At 40.4% G+C, this 16639-nt stretch carries 15 protein-coding genes, 1 tRNA gene and 2 pseudogenes; 9 read left to right on the top strand and 9 right to left on the bottom strand.

The window, feature by feature from the left end:
* Positions 1-132: 132 nt before the first annotated feature.
* Positions 133-209: transfer RNA gene (locus ATS76_RS13560), tRNA-Ile, on the top strand.
* A 202-nt stretch (positions 210-411) separates the two neighbouring features.
* Complete coding sequence (locus tag ATS76_RS13555) at positions 412-993, top strand: porin family protein (RefSeq protein WP_058552549.1); 582 nt, start codon at positions 412-414, stop codon at positions 991-993.
* A gap of 72 nt (positions 994-1065) precedes the next feature.
* On the opposite strand, the pseudogene ATS76_RS13550 reads toward ATS76_RS13555, so the two are convergent.
* Positions 1066-1881, bottom strand: a pseudogene (locus ATS76_RS13550) (DUF4437 domain-containing protein).
* Positions 1882-2019: 138 nt separating this feature from the next.
* On the opposite strand from ATS76_RS13550, the pseudogene ATS76_RS13545 reads away from it, so the two are divergent.
* Positions 2020-2972: pseudogene (locus ATS76_RS13545) on the top strand (LysR family transcriptional regulator).
* A gap of 18 nt (positions 2973-2990) precedes the next feature.
* Here the strand turns inward: ATS76_RS13545 and ATS76_RS13540 are convergent.
* Positions 2991-3320: a 5-carboxymethyl-2-hydroxymuconate Delta-isomerase gene (locus ATS76_RS13540; protein ID WP_058552548.1), complete on the bottom strand. Its 330-nt coding sequence runs from the start codon at positions 3318-3320 to the stop codon at positions 2991-2993.
* Positions 3321-3524: 204 nt separating this feature from the next.
* On the opposite strand from ATS76_RS13540, the gene ATS76_RS13535 reads away from it, so the two are divergent.
* The 6 genes from ATS76_RS13535 to ATS76_RS13510 all read left to right on the top strand — a co-directional run bounded on the left by ATS76_RS13535 (position 3525) and on the right by ATS76_RS13510 (position 8537).
* Positions 3525-4007 carry a CreA family protein gene (locus ATS76_RS13535; protein ID WP_058552547.1) on the top strand — a complete coding sequence of 161 codons (483 nt, stop codon included), beginning with the start codon at positions 3525-3527 and terminating at the stop codon, positions 4005-4007.
* 18 nt (positions 4008-4025) lie between these two features.
* Positions 4026-4799: a hypothetical protein gene (locus ATS76_RS13530; RefSeq protein WP_058552546.1), complete on the top strand. Its 774-nt coding sequence runs from the start codon at positions 4026-4028 to the stop codon at positions 4797-4799.
* 11 nt (positions 4800-4810) lie between these two features.
* Positions 4811-5437 (top strand): LysE family translocator, encoded by a 627-nt coding sequence (locus tag ATS76_RS13525; protein WP_058552545.1) that lies wholly within the window; start codon positions 4811-4813, stop codon positions 5435-5437.
* 26 nt (positions 5438-5463) lie between these two features.
* The gene (locus ATS76_RS13520) at positions 5464-5964 is read left to right on the top strand and encodes a gamma-glutamylcyclotransferase family protein (protein WP_058552544.1); all 501 of its coding nucleotides are present in this window, start codon (positions 5464-5466) and stop codon (positions 5962-5964) included.
* 13 nt (positions 5965-5977) lie between these two features.
* Complete coding sequence (locus tag ATS76_RS13515) at positions 5978-7519, top strand: serine hydrolase (RefSeq protein WP_058552543.1); 1542 nt, start codon at positions 5978-5980, stop codon at positions 7517-7519.
* A 100-nt stretch (positions 7520-7619) separates the two neighbouring features.
* On the top strand, positions 7620-8537 hold the full coding sequence (locus ATS76_RS13510) for a histone deacetylase family protein (RefSeq protein ID WP_058552542.1): 918 nt from the start codon (positions 7620-7622) through the stop codon (positions 8535-8537).
* Between the two features lie 15 nt (positions 8538-8552).
* On the opposite strand, the gene ATS76_RS13505 is transcribed toward ATS76_RS13510, so the two are convergent.
* The 7 genes from ATS76_RS13505 to fis form a co-directional block, all read right to left on the bottom strand.
* Positions 8553-8846: a hypothetical protein gene (locus tag ATS76_RS13505; RefSeq protein WP_058552541.1), complete on the bottom strand. Its 294-nt coding sequence runs from the start codon at positions 8844-8846 to the stop codon at positions 8553-8555.
* 2 nt (positions 8847-8848) lie between these two features.
* Entirely contained in the window at positions 8849-9658 is an 810-nt protein-coding gene (locus tag ATS76_RS13500; RefSeq protein ID WP_058552540.1) for a DUF2797 domain-containing protein, read from the bottom strand.
* 23 nt (positions 9659-9681) lie between these two features.
* Positions 9682-12222: an EAL domain-containing protein gene (locus ATS76_RS13495; RefSeq protein WP_058552539.1), complete on the bottom strand. Its 2541-nt coding sequence runs from the start codon at positions 12220-12222 to the stop codon at positions 9682-9684.
* Positions 12223-12331: 109 nt separating this feature from the next.
* On the bottom strand, positions 12332-13615 hold the full coding sequence (purD, locus tag ATS76_RS13490) for a phosphoribosylamine--glycine ligase (protein WP_058552538.1): 1284 nt from the start codon (positions 13613-13615) through the stop codon (positions 12332-12334).
* Between the two features lie 16 nt (positions 13616-13631).
* Positions 13632-14453, bottom strand: a complete 822-nt coding sequence (locus ATS76_RS13485) for a class I SAM-dependent methyltransferase (RefSeq protein ID WP_058403755.1) — start codon at positions 14451-14453, stop codon at positions 13632-13634.
* 101 nt (positions 14454-14554) lie between these two features.
* On the bottom strand, positions 14555-16141 hold the full coding sequence (gene purH / locus ATS76_RS13480) for a bifunctional phosphoribosylaminoimidazolecarboxamide formyltransferase/IMP cyclohydrolase (protein WP_058552537.1): 1587 nt from the start codon (positions 16139-16141) through the stop codon (positions 14555-14557).
* Between the two features lie 191 nt (positions 16142-16332).
* Positions 16333-16623: a DNA-binding transcriptional regulator Fis gene (fis, locus tag ATS76_RS13475; RefSeq protein ID WP_002957804.1), complete on the bottom strand. Its 291-nt coding sequence runs from the start codon at positions 16621-16623 to the stop codon at positions 16333-16335.
* Between the last annotated feature and the right edge of the window lie 16 nt (positions 16624-16639).

Here is a 16639-nt window from a genome sequence, read left to right as displayed (position 1 = left end):
TAGCTTATTGATTGTTAAAATAAAGGTTTTTGGTAGTGACAAGCCCTAAAAAAGTTTTTATACTGCAACCCGCTTTAGTCGCTCTGTGGCTAAACGCTTCAAAAATTAACTGCCTTGCAGTTATATAAAGTTGGCCCCTTAGCTCAGTTGGTTAGAGCACACGACTCATAATCGTTAGGTCCCCAGTTCGAGTCTGGGAGGGGCCACCACTTTTCAAACCTTCTAAGTATATTCCAGTAAATATCAATTTATTACACACTCAAAACGCTAATTTCTATATTATTTGTGTTGCTTAACTCATATCTTGATTCTTAATTAATCTATTAACTTTCTTATTGCAATCAATAATATAGGCGTGTATTTTATTGGGTACAACAATGTGTTGTTTAAATATATCTAAAAGGAAGTACCATGAAAATGAATAAAGTCGCTCTTTTACTATTGAGTTCAGTTTTTGCCACCCCAGCTGCATTTGCAGAAACACCTCACTTTAATTATGTGTCTGGCGGTTACTTAAATGCAGATCTTGATGGCGATGATGCAAATGGTTGGACGCTTGATGGTAGTAAATTACTAGGCGATAATTTTTTTGTGTCTGGTCAATATAAGACTGTAGGCGACTCAGAAGATGGTTTAGATGTAGATCTTAACTGGTTGAGCGCAGGCGTAGGTTACCGTACTGCAATGAGTGAAAGCACTGATTTTTATGGTTTAGTAACGTATGAAAACATAGAAACTGAAGTATCGTACAGCGGTAGTGATTTTTCGGATGATGAAAATGGCTATGGATTATCTATGGGTGTTAGATCGATGTTAACTGATAGCATCGAAATTGATGGCCGCTTAGGTTACATTGATATTGCAGATGACAGTGAAACAGCTATTACGTTAGGTGCTCGTTATTATATAAATACAAACTTTTCTGTAGGTACCAGCTACACCACAATAGATGATTTAGATTATATTAGCTTAACAGCACGTTACAGCTTTTAATCACCAGCAGTTAATTGAGCGCACTAAGAGGTGCGCTTAATTGTTTACGTTGCTTTAGGCAATTAGCACTTCCTAATTTATTTGATAGGTTTCATTACTACGAATGTAAATAGTTGCTGGGATATTGCTTTTGTTTTCAAGCGAGTGAATGAATTTTCCCGCAGATTCTATATAGCTGCCTGCACTTAGGTTTTGTAAGTTACCTTTTGAGCTGTATTGCACACTGCCTGCAATTATTACTGCACGAAACTCATTTGCATTTGTGCTAATTTCCCCCTTAAAACCGGCTGGTAGTTTTATCATTGAGCCATAGCTTGCATCTTTATTTCCCCACAGAAACGTTGTTTGTACTGCGTTAGCATTAATATTATTTATGTCGCTTTTGTTTAACCAAACCAGGTTGTCTTTATGAAAGTTTAATGGGCGTTCGCCATTATCAAACTGTTTGTTTGTAGGTTTTACTAAATAAGGACCAGAATCTATTTCTAGGTAAATTAGATTTATAGTGCCATTAGCTGCAGTAGTGTGGTTTTCACCGTCGGGCTGTGTCCAAAATGATCCTGTTGGCATTCACATTTTTTCAGCTGTGGGGTCGTCATTGTGCATTTGACCTTCAATTACGATACCTCGGTAAGTAATGTTATGAATGTGCGGCGGAGACTCAAACCCTTTTTTAAAGCGTACTAGCATACCTGTTGGAGTGTCTGCAGTACGATCGCCCCACAAATCAGCTGCAACAGGACTTTGTTCGCCTCTTAATGGGTTTAAGTAGCCCCAATTTACTTTGTTGGCAGGTATTACTTTTGATACGTGTTCGTCTGCAAAAATAGGTGCAGATATAAGCGAAGTTGTGAGTATTAAAGCTGATAAAACAATTTTATATTTCATAAATAGTTTCCTTTGCGTTGATATACAGACACAATAGCGAGTGTTTTTCATTCGATAAATAGGCCAATGTTTAATACACTTTCGTTAAAACGTGGATAATAGTTTTATTAACCTGTTAAATTTTATGAAAAGGCACGTATGAAAATTGCAGATTTACGCGTATTGCTAAAAGTTGCACAGCTTCAGTCAATAACAGCGGCGGCGCATTAATTAGATATGAGCTCGTCGGCAGCCAGCGTCTCTATTAAACGAATAGAGCAGGCCCTTGGTACACAATTGTTTGTTCGCACTACTAGGAAAATAAGATTAACCGCTGAAGGCGAACGTTACTTGCCATTATGCGAACAGGCTCTTGGGCTGCTAATGCAAGGGCAAGCAGCTATTAACGAAAAGCAGGAGTGTATTACAGGCGAGGTGCGTATGGCGGTGTCGTCTGAAATGGGACGTAATTTAATGCGTGTTTTGCTCAATGATATTATGAATGCCCATAGCTCTATAACATTGAGGTTGCATGCAAGTGATAGCCGTGCCGATTTTTATCGTGATGGGGTTGATGTTGCACTAAGGGCAATGAAAAAAGGCGTGGCCCAGGATCTTAACTTATATGGGTTTAAAATTTGTAATATTGCACACGTGGTGTGTGCTTCACCTAGTTACTTAAAACTCAATGGCGAGCCGTGCGTGCCGAGCGACTTAAGCGAGCATAATGCATTACTTTATAAACTTTACGAAGTAGTGCATGCTGATTGGGAATTTTATGATAGTACGCAGCAATACAAAGTTAAAATGAACAGTGATAGAGCTGTAAACGATGGTGATATTGTAAGGCGCTGGTGTATTGATGGTGCCGGGATCGCTAAAAAGTCAGCTATTGATGTGGCAGACGATTTGCTTAGCGGCAAGCTCAAACGAATAATTCCCAATTATAAAGTCCCGTTAACAGAAATGTGGCTAGTGCTTCCGAGCCGGCAATTTATTTCGCCTGCAATAAGGCTTATTCGCGATGAGTTAAAAAGTAAAATAATGGCGCTTAGGGCATCGCTATTGGCAAAGCATATTCTAGTGAAGATGAGTGGCCTTGTGACGATTAGCACAAGGCCGTACTTGTGTTAGTTTTTACGGTAAATCTCGTGATCCATGTCGTAAATATTAACGCTTAAACTGTCAGATTCCCTGCAATAGGTTTTTAAACACGCAAGTAGGTGCTCACTTAACATTTGCTTTTGCTCTACTGTTCGCCCTGCCATAATATGCGCCTGTACATGTATAAACCCTTCTTTGCCTACACCTAACTGATACTGCTGATACGCAACTGCGCGAGTTTTAATAGTTTCTAAATCAAATAAACCGCTTTCGAATGTACAGTTATGAATTTTTTCAACCAGTACTTGAGGTAATACAGGGAGGTCTTCTGAGTGCTCAATAATAATGTGCGGCATGTGGGGGGTTCCTATTGGTTACGGCATTAAGCGTGTCGTTAATTGTAACAAATACACGAGGACTCGCTAAACCCCATACGGCTAAAATGTTTGTTTTAAACTAATTTAGTTGTGCTGATTTTTGATGTTAGTATAAAAACACACAGGTGAACCCAAGCTTATTGAAATAAGCGTATAAAAACCGAGTTTAAGTTAAGGATGAATATGAAACTTCAGCAAAAAATTAAACGTTTTGCCCTGCTTATGGGCGCAGTGGTTACGCTAAGTGCCTGCTCTGATGATGTTGCGTCAGTGAGTTTAGGTTTGTTTACTACAAAAGATGTGGTGGTGAACTCGCAGCAAGATCCGATTATTAAAGGCGTAACGTGTCACATCAGTCATGTTGAGGCCGACTTAGACTTTTCTGATCCGTCAGACATGTCGATTGCGTGTCGTCAAACAGGGCCTATCACTGCGGAGCAATTACAAGAAATTGATCGTAGTAAGTCTGGTGAGGTGGTGTTTAAGTCATCAAAAAGTATTTTATTTAAATCGTTAAAAGTGCGTCGAATATACGATGCAAAAACGCGTACTTTATTGTACTTGTCGTATTCAACAAAAGAGTCGAGCGGCAGCCATCACCATGCGTTATCAACTGTACCGCTATATAACACAAAGGCGTGGCAATGGGCACAAGAACAAGAATAACTAAATTAAGAGCATACTATGTTAGCGTTATTTAAATCAGCGCCCTTGTTAGAGCAACAAGAGCAACAATGGCTTATTGATACTTTTATTTGGGCTGTCGAAAATTTTGATGCTGAGTTTTTTACCAAACACACACAAATAATATTGCCTACAGGGCAATACTTTCCTGATTCGGTATCAAGTATTGAGCAAATGGCCACAAGCGTATTTAAACGAGTCACTTCTTATGCGGGAATGAGCGCATGGCCAATTCAATTAGTTGCGCCTCAGCAATTGCAACCGCAAGTGTTTCCACGTTTTGAGTTTAGTAGTGCAATTCGTGGTGAGGGCTGTCAGTTAATTGTGCCGCCGAGCCATGCTATTAATATTTCGTTTAACCCTAATCAAATAAATCAGCCGCAAGATTTAGTAGCCAGCTTTGCTGGAACTCTGGCTACAATTATGATTCATCATGTTGGTGTATTACCCCCAGGTGGAAAAGAATTTTTACCTCAAGCAGCTGATGCGCTTGCCTGCTTTTTAGGGTTTGGTGTAATGATGAGCAATACGGTGTATCAGTTTAAAGGCGGATGTGGCTCTTGTTATAACCCGTACGCAAACCGTGAAGCACAATTGAGCGAAACACATACGGTATTTATGCATGCATTGGTTTGCTACTTTAAAAAAGACACCCTCTCTAAAAAGCACTTAAAGCCCCATTTACGAAGCCAGTTTAAAAAAGCGCAAAAAGAAATTAAAGCCCTAGTGAGTGAATCGGCTAATCCTTTATTACTGGCGTATGCACCTAACTAGCAAGGACGCGTGTGGACTATTTAGATGAATTTTTATTAATTGTGATTGCTCACTTTTTTGCTGTTGCGAGCCCAGGTCCTGATTTTGCTGTTGTGCTTAAGCAAAGTGTACAACAAGGTAGGCGAAACGCATTATGGACGAGTGCAGGTGTTGGCGGCGCTATTTTGTTACACATCGCTTATTGTGTATTAGGTGTGGCGCTTATTTTATCTCAATCGCCCAGCTTATTTATGGCACTTAAGTATGTTGCAGGCGCTTATTTGACTTACCTTGGCATACAAGCATTAAGAGCCGCTAAGCCGAGTGAATCATCAACCGATAATATTGAAAACAAACAAGCCCCTGAAGAGTCTATTTGGGTTGCTTTTAGGCGTGGTTTTTTCACTAATGCACTAAATCCAAAAGCAACGTTATTTTTTATGTCGTTATTTACCTTGGTGATAAGCCAAACAACGCCACTGAGTATACAAATTGGTTACGGTATTTATATGGCGCTTGCCACATGGGCATGGTTTTCTGCGCTCTCGTTGGTACTTTCTAAAGCCTATGTTCGTGGTTTCTTTCAACAACACGGCTACTGGTTTGACCGAGGTATTGGCGTTATTTTAATTGCTTTGGCTATTCGCGTTGTTATTTAATTTATGCAATACAAGTAGGAGTAAATATGCCCTTATATAATTTTTCGTTTGGATCTAACATGTCGTCTAATCGTTTGTTGGCACGTTTGCCAAATGCTAAACGTATTGGTACAGCAGTGCTTAAAGGGTATGAGTTGACCTTTGATATGGTTTTTTCTGATGGCTCAGGTAAATGCAGCATTCAAAAAGCTGATAAAGCTGATAAAGCGGATGCCCTAGTATACGGTGTAGTATATGAAATTAACGCTGACGAAAAAGTCACTTTAGATGCAATAGAAGGCCCTGGTTACGATTGTGTAGATATAACGGTTGAGCTGTTAACCGGGGAAATTATTGATACTCATTGTTATATTGCTAATACTCATGACGAGAGTATTTTACCCTACGATTGGTACGTTAAACACGTTCATCGCGGAGCACTTGAAGCGGGCGTACCAAAGGCTTACAGTGATGCCATACTTAATCGCCCACAAAAGAGCGATCCTAATAAAGAACGCGCAGCAATAGAATTTGCAGTGCATCAATAATAAAAGGACTGATATGAAACTGACCAAATTAGCGGCTTTTGCACTACTAGCCAGTACTACTTTTAGCAGTTGGGCACAGGTTGACACCAACAAAATAGAAGATGTAATTAAAACCTCTATGGCACGCTTTGATGTACCAGGAATGGCGGTTGCGATTGTTGAAAATAACGAGGTTGTGCTAGCAAAGGGGTTCGGTACGGCAAACCTAAATACAAAGGCTGAAGTAAATAAAGATACGTTATTTGGTATAGCATCAAATACAAAAGCATTTACCAGTGCCGCGTTAGCTAAATTAGTCGATGAGGGGAAATTACGCTGGGACGACCGCGTAATAGACCATTTACCCGAATTCAGGTTATACGACTCATATGTAACCCGTGAAATGCGAGTTCGTGATTTATTAAGCCACCGCAGTGGCTTAGGGCTTGGGCAAGGCGACTTAATGATATGGCCAAGCACAGATAAATCAGTCGATGATATTCTATCGGGGTTAAAATATTTAAAACCAGCGAGCAGTTTTCGTAGTAGGTACGCATATAACAACCTAATGTTTGTGACTGCGGGTGAAGTTGTAGCGCGTGTATCTGGAATGAGTTGGAACGATTACGTTGAAAAACATATTTTACAGCCGCTAAAAATGACCAATTCACGCGCAGGTTTTTCGCGTATTCCAAAAAGTAACAAAAACTGGGCAATAGGGCATATTCCAATGGAGGGGAGCCTGCATCCATTTTTTGTAAATTACTTAGAAGATTTTAGAGGAGCAGGCGCTATCGCATCCAGTGTAAGCGATATGAGTCAATGGCTACTAACTCAACTCGCTGGTGGCAAAATGCCCAATGGCGAGCAATTGTTTAGTGAAAAACAACAAGCGCAAATGTGGCACCCACATATAACCTCTATGGCGTCTAAAAGTGCCTTTGAGGCATATAATCAACAGTTTAGAGGCTATGGGTTAGGTTGGAGTATAGAGGACTACCACGGGTTTAAAAAACTAGGCCACGGTGGTGGTATTTTAGGGATGGTGTCGCAAGTCACTTTGCTTCCAGAAAAAAAGCTCGGTATTGTTATTTTGTCTAACCAGCAAGCATTTAGTGCCTTAAGTGCAGTTACACACGAAGTACTTGAGGATGTGCTCAATCTAGAGGACAAAGATTGGGTCGAAGATTTGGCCAAAAAGCATTTTGAAGGCAAACAAAATGCGTACGCTAATGCTACACCATCTGCACCTGCGGATTATCAGCCACAGTTACCTAATATTAATTACACGGGCACATTAAATGATGACTGGTATGGCGATGTTATTATTGAAGAGCTAGATGGTAAGTTACGAATTGATTTTACTCATACAAAGCGTTTAAAAGGGGAGCTTGAGCACTACACTGGCAACACATTTATTGTTAAGTGGGATGAAAAGCTACTTGAGGCCGATGCGTTTATACATTTTGAAATGAGCACTGCAAACCGTGTAAAGCGTGCGAGCATGCAGGCGGTTTCAACAGCGGTTACCGACTTTAGTTTTGACTTTAGAAATCTAAATTTAAAAACCAAATGATTAACGCTCGGGTTATATAGTTATACACCAAAGTCGCAAAGCCACCGTTAGGTGGCTTTGTTATATTAAACGCTCATATTCGTTTGCTTAGGAGCATTTTATGCGTACTGCAGTTATTTCACACCCTCATTGCCGTAAACATAAAATGATAGACGACCACCCAGAGTGCCCCGAGCGCTTAGATGCAATTACCGACCGGTTACTCGCCAGTGGCGTCGATGTGGGGCTAAAGCATTTACAAGCCCCTAAAGCTCAGCGAGAACATTATTTATTAGCGCACGATGAGTCGCTTGTAAACTTAGTTGAGCGCTTAATTCCTCAAAAGGGGTTAAATAGCCTCGATGGCGATACATGGCTTTGCCCTGACTCACTTAAAGCGATTGAGCGCGCTGTTGGTGCCGGGCTGTTAGCTGTAGATGAAATACTAGCAGATAAGCTAGATGCCGCTTTTTGCTCTGTACGTCCGCCAGGGCATCATGCAAATAAAAACACATCATCTGGATTTTGCGTATTTAACAACTTAGCTATTGCTGTTAAGTATGCCCAAAGCAAAGGAGTTAAACGAATTGCGATTGCTGATTTTGATGTGCACCATGGCAATGGAACCCAAGATATTTTTATTGATGATGAAAGTGTATTGCTTTGCTCGTTATTTCAATACCCGTTTTACCCAAATACAGCTGTAAAAAACAATAGCCATATTGTTAATTCGCCGTTACCCATTGCCAGTAATGGCGACGATTTAAAAGAGGTGTTTAATACTCAATGGTTAGAAAAATTAAAGGCTTTTAAGCCCGAGTTGTTATTTATAAGTGCAGGTTTTGACGCACATGTAGAAGATGACATGGCAAGTCTGAACTTTGTAGAAGACGATTATATTTGGTTAACTGAACAGCTATGCAAAGTTGCAAAAGAAAACGGCTGTAGCGGGATTGTATCGTATCTGGAAGGAGGCTATGCGCTATCAGCATTGGGGAGAAGTGCTGTAGCGCATATTAAAGTGCTTAGCGAGCAATAGTGATTAACACTGTGTTTAAAGCCCGAGTAAATCAAATGCCTGTGAAGTAGTTAGCGTTTTAATTTTACCTAGACAACAATGCCCTTCATTTAATAAATGAGCAGTAACAAGCTGTGCTAGCTGTTCTTCAGTTAAGGCTGAGCAAAGTTGACCATGCAAGTTAAGGTATTCACCTTGTTTATTAAGCACTCTCACATCGTTCAGCTCACTTGATGTAATGCCATGTAAGCACTCATTTTGCTCCTGCTGGTTGTGTGCTATTTCAAGCTCATTATAGATAACCATTAACTGTGGAAAGCTGTTTAACATAGTTAGCCTACGGTTACTTCGTATGAAGTAAATTTTCGTATATTAATAACGCCGTTATCAAATATTAAATATTGGCCTTTAATACCTTGTAAAATACCGCTTACAACGGGGTTTTTATCAAAGTTAAATGAGCTGATTTTGGTTGGGTATTCAGTGACTGGAAAGTTTAAATCAACCACGTCTTCATCTAATTGCTCTATGGCTGTTGCGCCAAATAGCTCACTAAGCTCGTTTAATTTTTCGCTAATTTGCGGAATAAGTTCAGCGGCAGCGGCTTTGAGATCTATAGCTTCGTTCTGACCTTTAAGCATATTACGCCAGTTAGTTTTATCGGCAATAAACTCGGCTAATGCAACTTCTACCAAGCCCGACTGCAAGCGTGTTTGCACTTTAAATATAGGTAAAGCCTGAGTGGCGCCTTGATCAACCCAACGCGTAGGAATTTGTGTATGGCGTGTGATTCCCACCTTTAAGCCTGAGGTATTAGCTAAATACACATAATGTGGGATCATACAGTTTTCTTCGCCCCACTGTGGCTCTCTGCATGTGCCTTGATCGTAATGGCAAGTTTCTGGTTTCATGATGCACATATCGCAGCTAGCCAGCTTACGCATACACACAAAACAATGGCCTTGAGAGTAACTTTTTTTGGTTTTTTTACCGCAGTTAGCGCACAAAATAGTGCCGCTAAAAGTAAGCGTTAGCTCTTTACCTATAAAGGCATTTAAATCAACTAGCTCATCACCAACAGGAAGATGATATTGAACGGGTTCTGTTAAACTCGATTTTAATTTACGCAGTGTGCCTTGCATCTTTACATAGCCCCTAAAGATGTTTAAAAAGAAGAGTCTAACATTTTTAAACTGTATTGGCTTTTTAAGAAGTTAATGTACTCAGGATAAGGTAATGCTTTAGCGTATAAATAGCCTTGTGCGCGGTCTGCATTCATTTGTTTTAATAGCTGGTGGATCTCTTGGGTTTCAACACCTTCTACAGTAATTGATAAATTAAGCTGGTGCGCCATATCAATTGATGTTTGCACTATAACTTGGTGAGCTGGATTATTGACTAAGTCAAAAACGAATGACTTGTCTATTTTTAGTTCGCTAAAATGGTAATTAACAAGGTAGCTCAGTGATGCGTAACCTGTACCAAAGTCATCCAGTACAACTTTTATGCCCAAAGCTGATAATTCATCAACTAATTTAATAAGCACGTTTTGGCTTTCTACAAAAGCAGATTCAGTTAATTCAAACTTAAGTAAGTGAGCGGGAGCCTGATGCTTAATTAATATATTTTCTATTTTTTCAGCTAAGTTATTAATGGCTAAGTTTTTAGCACTTAAGTTAACACTAATTGTGTGCTCTTTATGGCCGCTGTTTATTAGCTCTACAATATCTTTACAAGCTTGTTCAATAACCCATAAGGTGAGCTCGTTAATTATGCCTGTATGTTCAGCCAAAGTTATAAGCTCTTCAATCGAAATATTATTATAGGTTGGGTCAGGCCAGCGAAGAAGTGCTTCAGCTCCTGTGACTTGATTATTGACTAAATTTATTTGTGGCTGGTAATACAGGGCAAGCTGGTTTGTTTTGATCGCTTTTTGCAAATGAGCTGCCAAACTAACATCCATTATTATGTTGTTATTAACCGCAGACGACGCAACGCGATCTACACGCCCTTTTGCATCTTTTAAAGCTAAATAACCGCGCTTTAACCAGTATTCAAAATCATTACTTTGGTTTGCACTACTAATGCCTATTGTGTAATTGAGCTGCAGACTTAAACCTTTAATTTCATATTGCTTAGGGAGGTTACTAATTACTTTTGCAAGCACCGTTTTGAGTATGTCTGAGTTTTGAGTTTTAGTTGAAATACAAGCAAATACACCACTGTTTAAATCAGCAAGACGAGGACTGTTATTTAAATCGGTTTCAAGATTTGCAAACTCTCTTTCATGCATTAATTCATTTTCTAGTCGCTCAGCAATATGCTTTATGAGGGTATAACCTTGGGTTGATGTAATGATGGTATTAAGCGAATTAAAATGACATATTTTAATTAGGCACAAAGTGGTAGAGCGGTTTTGGCTTTGCAGTGCCATAAATGCTTGTTTGAGCTTAGAGCTATTGAGCAACTTAGTTTGCTGAGTGTGGGTAGCATGATATAAAGCACGTTCTCGTTGATAGCGTACGCGATCTGCCAGCGCCATAGCCATTAATACAATTTCACATAAAATTGCCACCAAAAAGGCATGGCGAGAGGTAAAACTGTAATCAATAACGCCTGTGAGCTCTAGTGGTTGTATTAATGCACCTAAAATGAGTGGCACCCACGAAAAAACGTAAAATTTAGCCCATCTAAAACCACTACGTAGCTTTTTATAAATTAATATAGAGCATGCAACATATAATAGCGCTAATACGCAAAAGAAGAGTGGCGCAGCGATGTTTTCAGGAATAAAAAAACTAGCTACCCCCAAAATAAACATAAGATAAAGCAAGGCTTTACTCATTGTGTATCGCCAGCACTTATCTTTATGGTAGCGTAAAAACATAGTACAAAAGGCGAGAGTAAAAAACGAAACTGCGTAATTACTCACAATGACTTTGTGATGAAAAAATAGTTGCCACTCTAAAGGCCAGAGGTAAAAACCAAACCCAAGCACAATACCCATTAGTATTAGTGCGCTAATTATGTAACCAATATAAACAAGGTAAACACGGTCTTTTATGCCAAAATAGAGTACTAGGTTGTACAGAGCAGCCATGAGTAATACGCCAGCAAATATTCCCCAAATACCTGTTTGAGAACGCATGAGATCTAAAAATTCTTTATCGCGGTATAAATTGATAGGTGTTTTACTAATGCCCACAGTGTCTATTTTTATAACGAGCCGTTGGGTTGATTTTTGCTCCATTAAAAAGTTTATATGGGGAACGCTGTATTGAAACAAAGTGAGCTTTTTTTCTCTATCACCCAACTTATAAGTTTGCAGTATCTGGTTGTTTTCATCTAAGCGATAAATTGTGAGGTGATCAGCCATTGGGTTATCGAAATGAGCAACTACCTTTTGATTTTTTTGGCTCTTGTTTTCTAAATCAAGAAATAACCAATAATTTTGCTGGGTAAAACTCCAAGGAATTTCTGAAAAGTGAGCGTAAGTAAGTAGATCTGGTTGCGTGATAATGTCATCGAATGTTTTGTTTTTAGTTTTATCGATGTAGTAAGCATGATCGAGGTACATTGGTGACGTTTTATCAATAGTGTAACGAGTAGGCACTACAAGGTTTGAAGCCAATGTATTGATAATAAAAAATATAAATATCAAAATGGCAACGGCAAGTGAATGATAACGTAAAGTTCTAAGTTCCAATGTAAGCTTACTTTTTAAAAACTTTTATTTAGTGTAGCACTAAAAAAGCGCAGGCGAACTGCGCTTTTTTAGTTAAATTAACTGGTTATACCAATCAATTATTACTAACTTACTGCTCACGGGCAATAGCACGATAAGCAATATCAGTACGGTATTCCATGCCGTCCCAGCTAATTCCTTTAATAAGCTCATAAGCACGTGCTTGTGCCTCAGTTACGGTATTACCTAGCGCAGTTGCACATAAAACGCGTCCGCCTGCGGTAACAACATTTTCGCCATCTTGCTTAGTGCCAGCATGAAATACTTTTTCATCAGCAGGGTAGTTAACTTTAAGGCCCGAAATAGCATCACCTTTAGGGTAGTCACCCGGATAGCCTTTAGATGCAAGTACAACGCCTACTGCTGCGCGTGGGTCAAACTCAATGGTGGTTTTATCAAGCTCTTCACGATTAGCCGCTTCGATCAGCTCAACTAAATCTGATTGTAAACGTAGCATCATAGGTTGTGTTTCAGGGTCGCCAAAACGACAGTTGTACTCAATGACTTTAGGTGTTCCTGAGCTATCTATCATTAAACCCGCGTATAAAAAACCTGTGTACGGGTGGCCTTCGCTTGCCATGCCTTCTACTGTAGGGGTGATTACTTCATCCATTATGCGTTGGTGGATTTCGTTTGTCACCACTGGCGCAGGAGAGTAGGCACCCATGCCGCCAGTATTTGGACCGGCATCGCCATTATAAGCACGCTTATGATCTTGGCTTGTTGCAAACGGAAGGACGTTTTTACCATCTACCATCACAATGAAAGACGCCTCTTCGCCATCCAAAAACTCTTCAATTACTACGCGACTTCCCGCATCACCAAAAGCATTGCCCGCTAGCATATCGCGAATAGCGTCTTCTGCTTCGCGTTCGTCCATTGCAACAATAACCCCTTTGCCTGCAGCTAAGCCATCGGCTTTAATTACAATTGGCGCGCCTTTTTCTTTTAAATACGCAAGGGCAGGGTCTATTTGTTCAAATGTTTGGTAGTCGCCAGTAGGAATATTGTGGCGTGCTAAAAAATCTTTCGTGAATGACTTCGAACCTTCAAGCTGGGCAGCACCCGCTGTTGGACCAAATATAGCCATATTATGTTCACGAAATTTATCCACAACACCCAATACTAACGGTACTTCAGGCCCTACAATGGTAAGTTCTACATTATTTTGCTGAGCAAAGTTTAATAACCCATCTAAATCTTCAACGTTAATTGCAACATTTTCGAGTTTAGGTTCAAGGGCTGTACCCGCATTACCTGGAGCTACAAATACCGTGTTTACTTTTGTGTTTTGAGCGGCTTTGAACGCAAGTGCGTGTTCGCGGCCGCCGCTGCCAATGACTAATACATTCATGGCGTACTATTCCTATTTAAAGCGGTTTTTTAAATTTAAGCGTCATACGGTCGCTTTCACCAATAGCTTTATATTTTTCAGCGTCTTGTTCGCCAAGTCTTAAGCTAGGTGGTAGCGTCCACACCCCTTTAGGATGATCGGCTGTATCTTTTGGATTAGCATTAATTTCACTAGTTGCTGCTAGCTCAAATCCTGCTTGCTTTGCAAGGTCAACCACGTAGCTCTGTTTCATATAACCTGATGTTTTCTGATCGTCGTCAGCACGGTTTTCAGCTAAACGATGCTCAACTACACCCAATGTACCACCTGGTTTTAGTGCTTTATAAAACGCTTTAAATGCGCTTAATGCACCGTCTGTATCTTTACCCATGTACCAGTTATGCACATTGCGGAAGGTAAGTACCATATCGGCAGATTCTGCAGGTGCAATATCTAGGTGGGTTAAAGGGGCAAACTCTGTAATTTTAACATTACTAAAGCGTTCGTCTTCAGCTACTTTTTGTTTAAACGCCGCTAATGAACGTTGATAGTAACCAACCGATGAGTCGCTAGGGAAATGAGCAGCGTAGTATAAGCCTTGCTCTTTCAATGCTGGCGCTAAAATTTCACTGTACCAACCACCGCCTGGCGCAATTTCAACAACGGTCATTGACGGTTTAAAGCCAAAAAATGCCAATGTTTGCTCAGGGTGGCGATATTCATCACGAGCACTATTTTTAGCGCTTCGCTCGCTTGCTTTTATTGCGTGGCTTAGGCTTGATTCATGGTTATGGCTTAATGCCATTGTTGAAGTAAGTGCTAGGCTAGCAACAAGTAGAGACTTTAGTGCAAATTTCATCGTTTGTTCCTTCACATTAAAATTAGGAGTTAGAATAATCAGAATACGTGAATTGCTTGCAAACAAAAAGGGTTAAACGTTGAGCTTAACCCTTTTTGTGATTAGTGGCGAAAGTGACGCATGCCAGTGAAGACCATGGCCATGCCTGCTTCGTCAGCTGCGGCAATAACTTCTTCATCGCGCATTGAGCCACCTGGTTGAATTACGGCAGTAATCCCTGCTTCTGCAGCAGCGTCTATGCCATCGCGGAATGGGAAAAACGCATCCGACGCCATAACAGAGCCTGGGACTTCTAGGTTTTCATCAGCAGCTTTGATACCTGCAATTTTTGCAGAGTAAACACGGCTCATTTGACCTGCGCCTACGCCAATGGTCATACCGTCACGGGCATAAACAATCGCGTTTGATTTAACAAATTTAGCGACTTTCCAACAAAATAGTAAATCTTTAAGTTCTTGCTCAGAAGGTTGACGCTTAGAGACGACTTTTAAGTCGCTTTGGGTAACCATACCTAAATCACGGTCCTGAACTAGTACACCGCCATTTACACGTTTAATGTCGTGACCGGTTGCTTTACCACTCCACTGCCCGCACTCTAATAAACGCACATTCTTTTTCGCTTCAACAATTTTTGCCGCTTCGCTCGAAACGCTTGGTGCAATAATTACTTCAACAAATTGGCGGTCAACAATAGCTTGTGCTGTTTGCGCATCAAGCTCACGGTTAAAGGCAATAATTCCGCCAAACGCTGATGTTGGGTCTGTTTTAAATGCACGCTCGTAAGCTGCAAGAATGTTTTCACCAATCGATACGCCACACGGGTTTGCATGTTTTACAATGACACACGCTGGTACATCAAATTCTTTAACACACTCAAGCGCTGCATCGGTGTCTGCAATGTTATTAAACGAAAGCGCTTTACCTTGTAGCTGAGTTGCTGTTGCCACTGACGCTTCACTTACATCGTTTTCAACGTAAAAAGCAGCGTCTTGATGTGAGTTCTCACCGTATCGCATGTCTTGCTTTTTAGTAAACTGCATATTAATAGTGCGAGGGAATTTAGTATCTTCAGCAGCTTCTTCGGTGTAATCAGGCACCATTTTACCAAAGTAGTTGGCAATCATGCCATCGTACTGTGCTGTATGCTCATAAGCGGCAATAGCTAAATCGAAACGTGTTTTATACGTTGTTGAGCCACTGTTGTTTTGCATTTCACTAATAACACGGTCGTAGTCGCTCGCGTTTACCACAATTGTTACGTCTTTATGGTTTTTAGCTGCTGCGCGAACCATTGTAGGACCGCCAATATCAATATTTTCAATGGCATCTTCAAGGCTGCAGTTTTCTTGAGCGACGGTATTCGCAAAGGGGTATAAGTTAACTACAACTATGTCGATTGCAGAAATGTTGTTATCTGCCATTACATCTTCATCTTGTCCGCGACGGGCTAAAATGCCGCCGTGAATTTTAGGGTGAAGGGTTTTTACGCGGCCATCCATGATTTCAGGGTGACCGGTGTGATCTGAAACTTCAGTCACTTTTATGCCGTTATCAGCAAGGAGTTTACACGTACCGCCAGTTGATAATATATCAACGCCTTGCGCTTCTAGTGCGCGTGCAAATTCAACAATACCGGTTTTATCAGACACACTTAATAGTGCGCGACGAATGGGACGATGAGTATCCATTGTAGTTTGATTTCCTCAGTTAATGAGCTAGCTTAGAAGCGGGCATTTTAACTGATTACGACTCAAAAAACGACTTATAAAGCGCCAATAAGCGTGAGCATTTTGCAACATCTCTACTAAATTGTACGCATAAAAAAAGCACCCTAAGGTGCTTTTTTAATAATCAGCTGTGATTTATCACAGCCAGCATATTAGTTCATGCCGTATTTTTTAAGCTTTTTACGTAAAGTACCACGGTTGATACCTAGTAAAATAGCTGCACGAGTTTGGTTACCACGTGTGTATGTCATTACTTCTTCAAGTAATGGCGCTTCTAGCTCTGAAAGAACAAGGTCGTATACGTCTTGCACATCTTGACCGTTAAGCTGTTTTAAGTAGTGGTGAACAGCTTTTTTTACTGCATCACGCAATGGCTGCGGTTTCTCGTGTGACTGAACATGAGGGTTTGTGATAAATGGAGAAGTCACGTTTTGTTCGAACATTATAAAGTCTCTTTCT

Source organism: Pseudoalteromonas sp. 10-33 (genome assembly GCF_001469195.1).
In the GTDB taxonomy this organism is placed as follows: domain Bacteria; phylum Pseudomonadota; class Gammaproteobacteria; order Enterobacterales; family Alteromonadaceae; genus Pseudoalteromonas.
The sequence above is the reverse complement of the archived record's forward strand: the minus strand, read 5'-3'. Positions and strand labels throughout refer to the sequence as shown.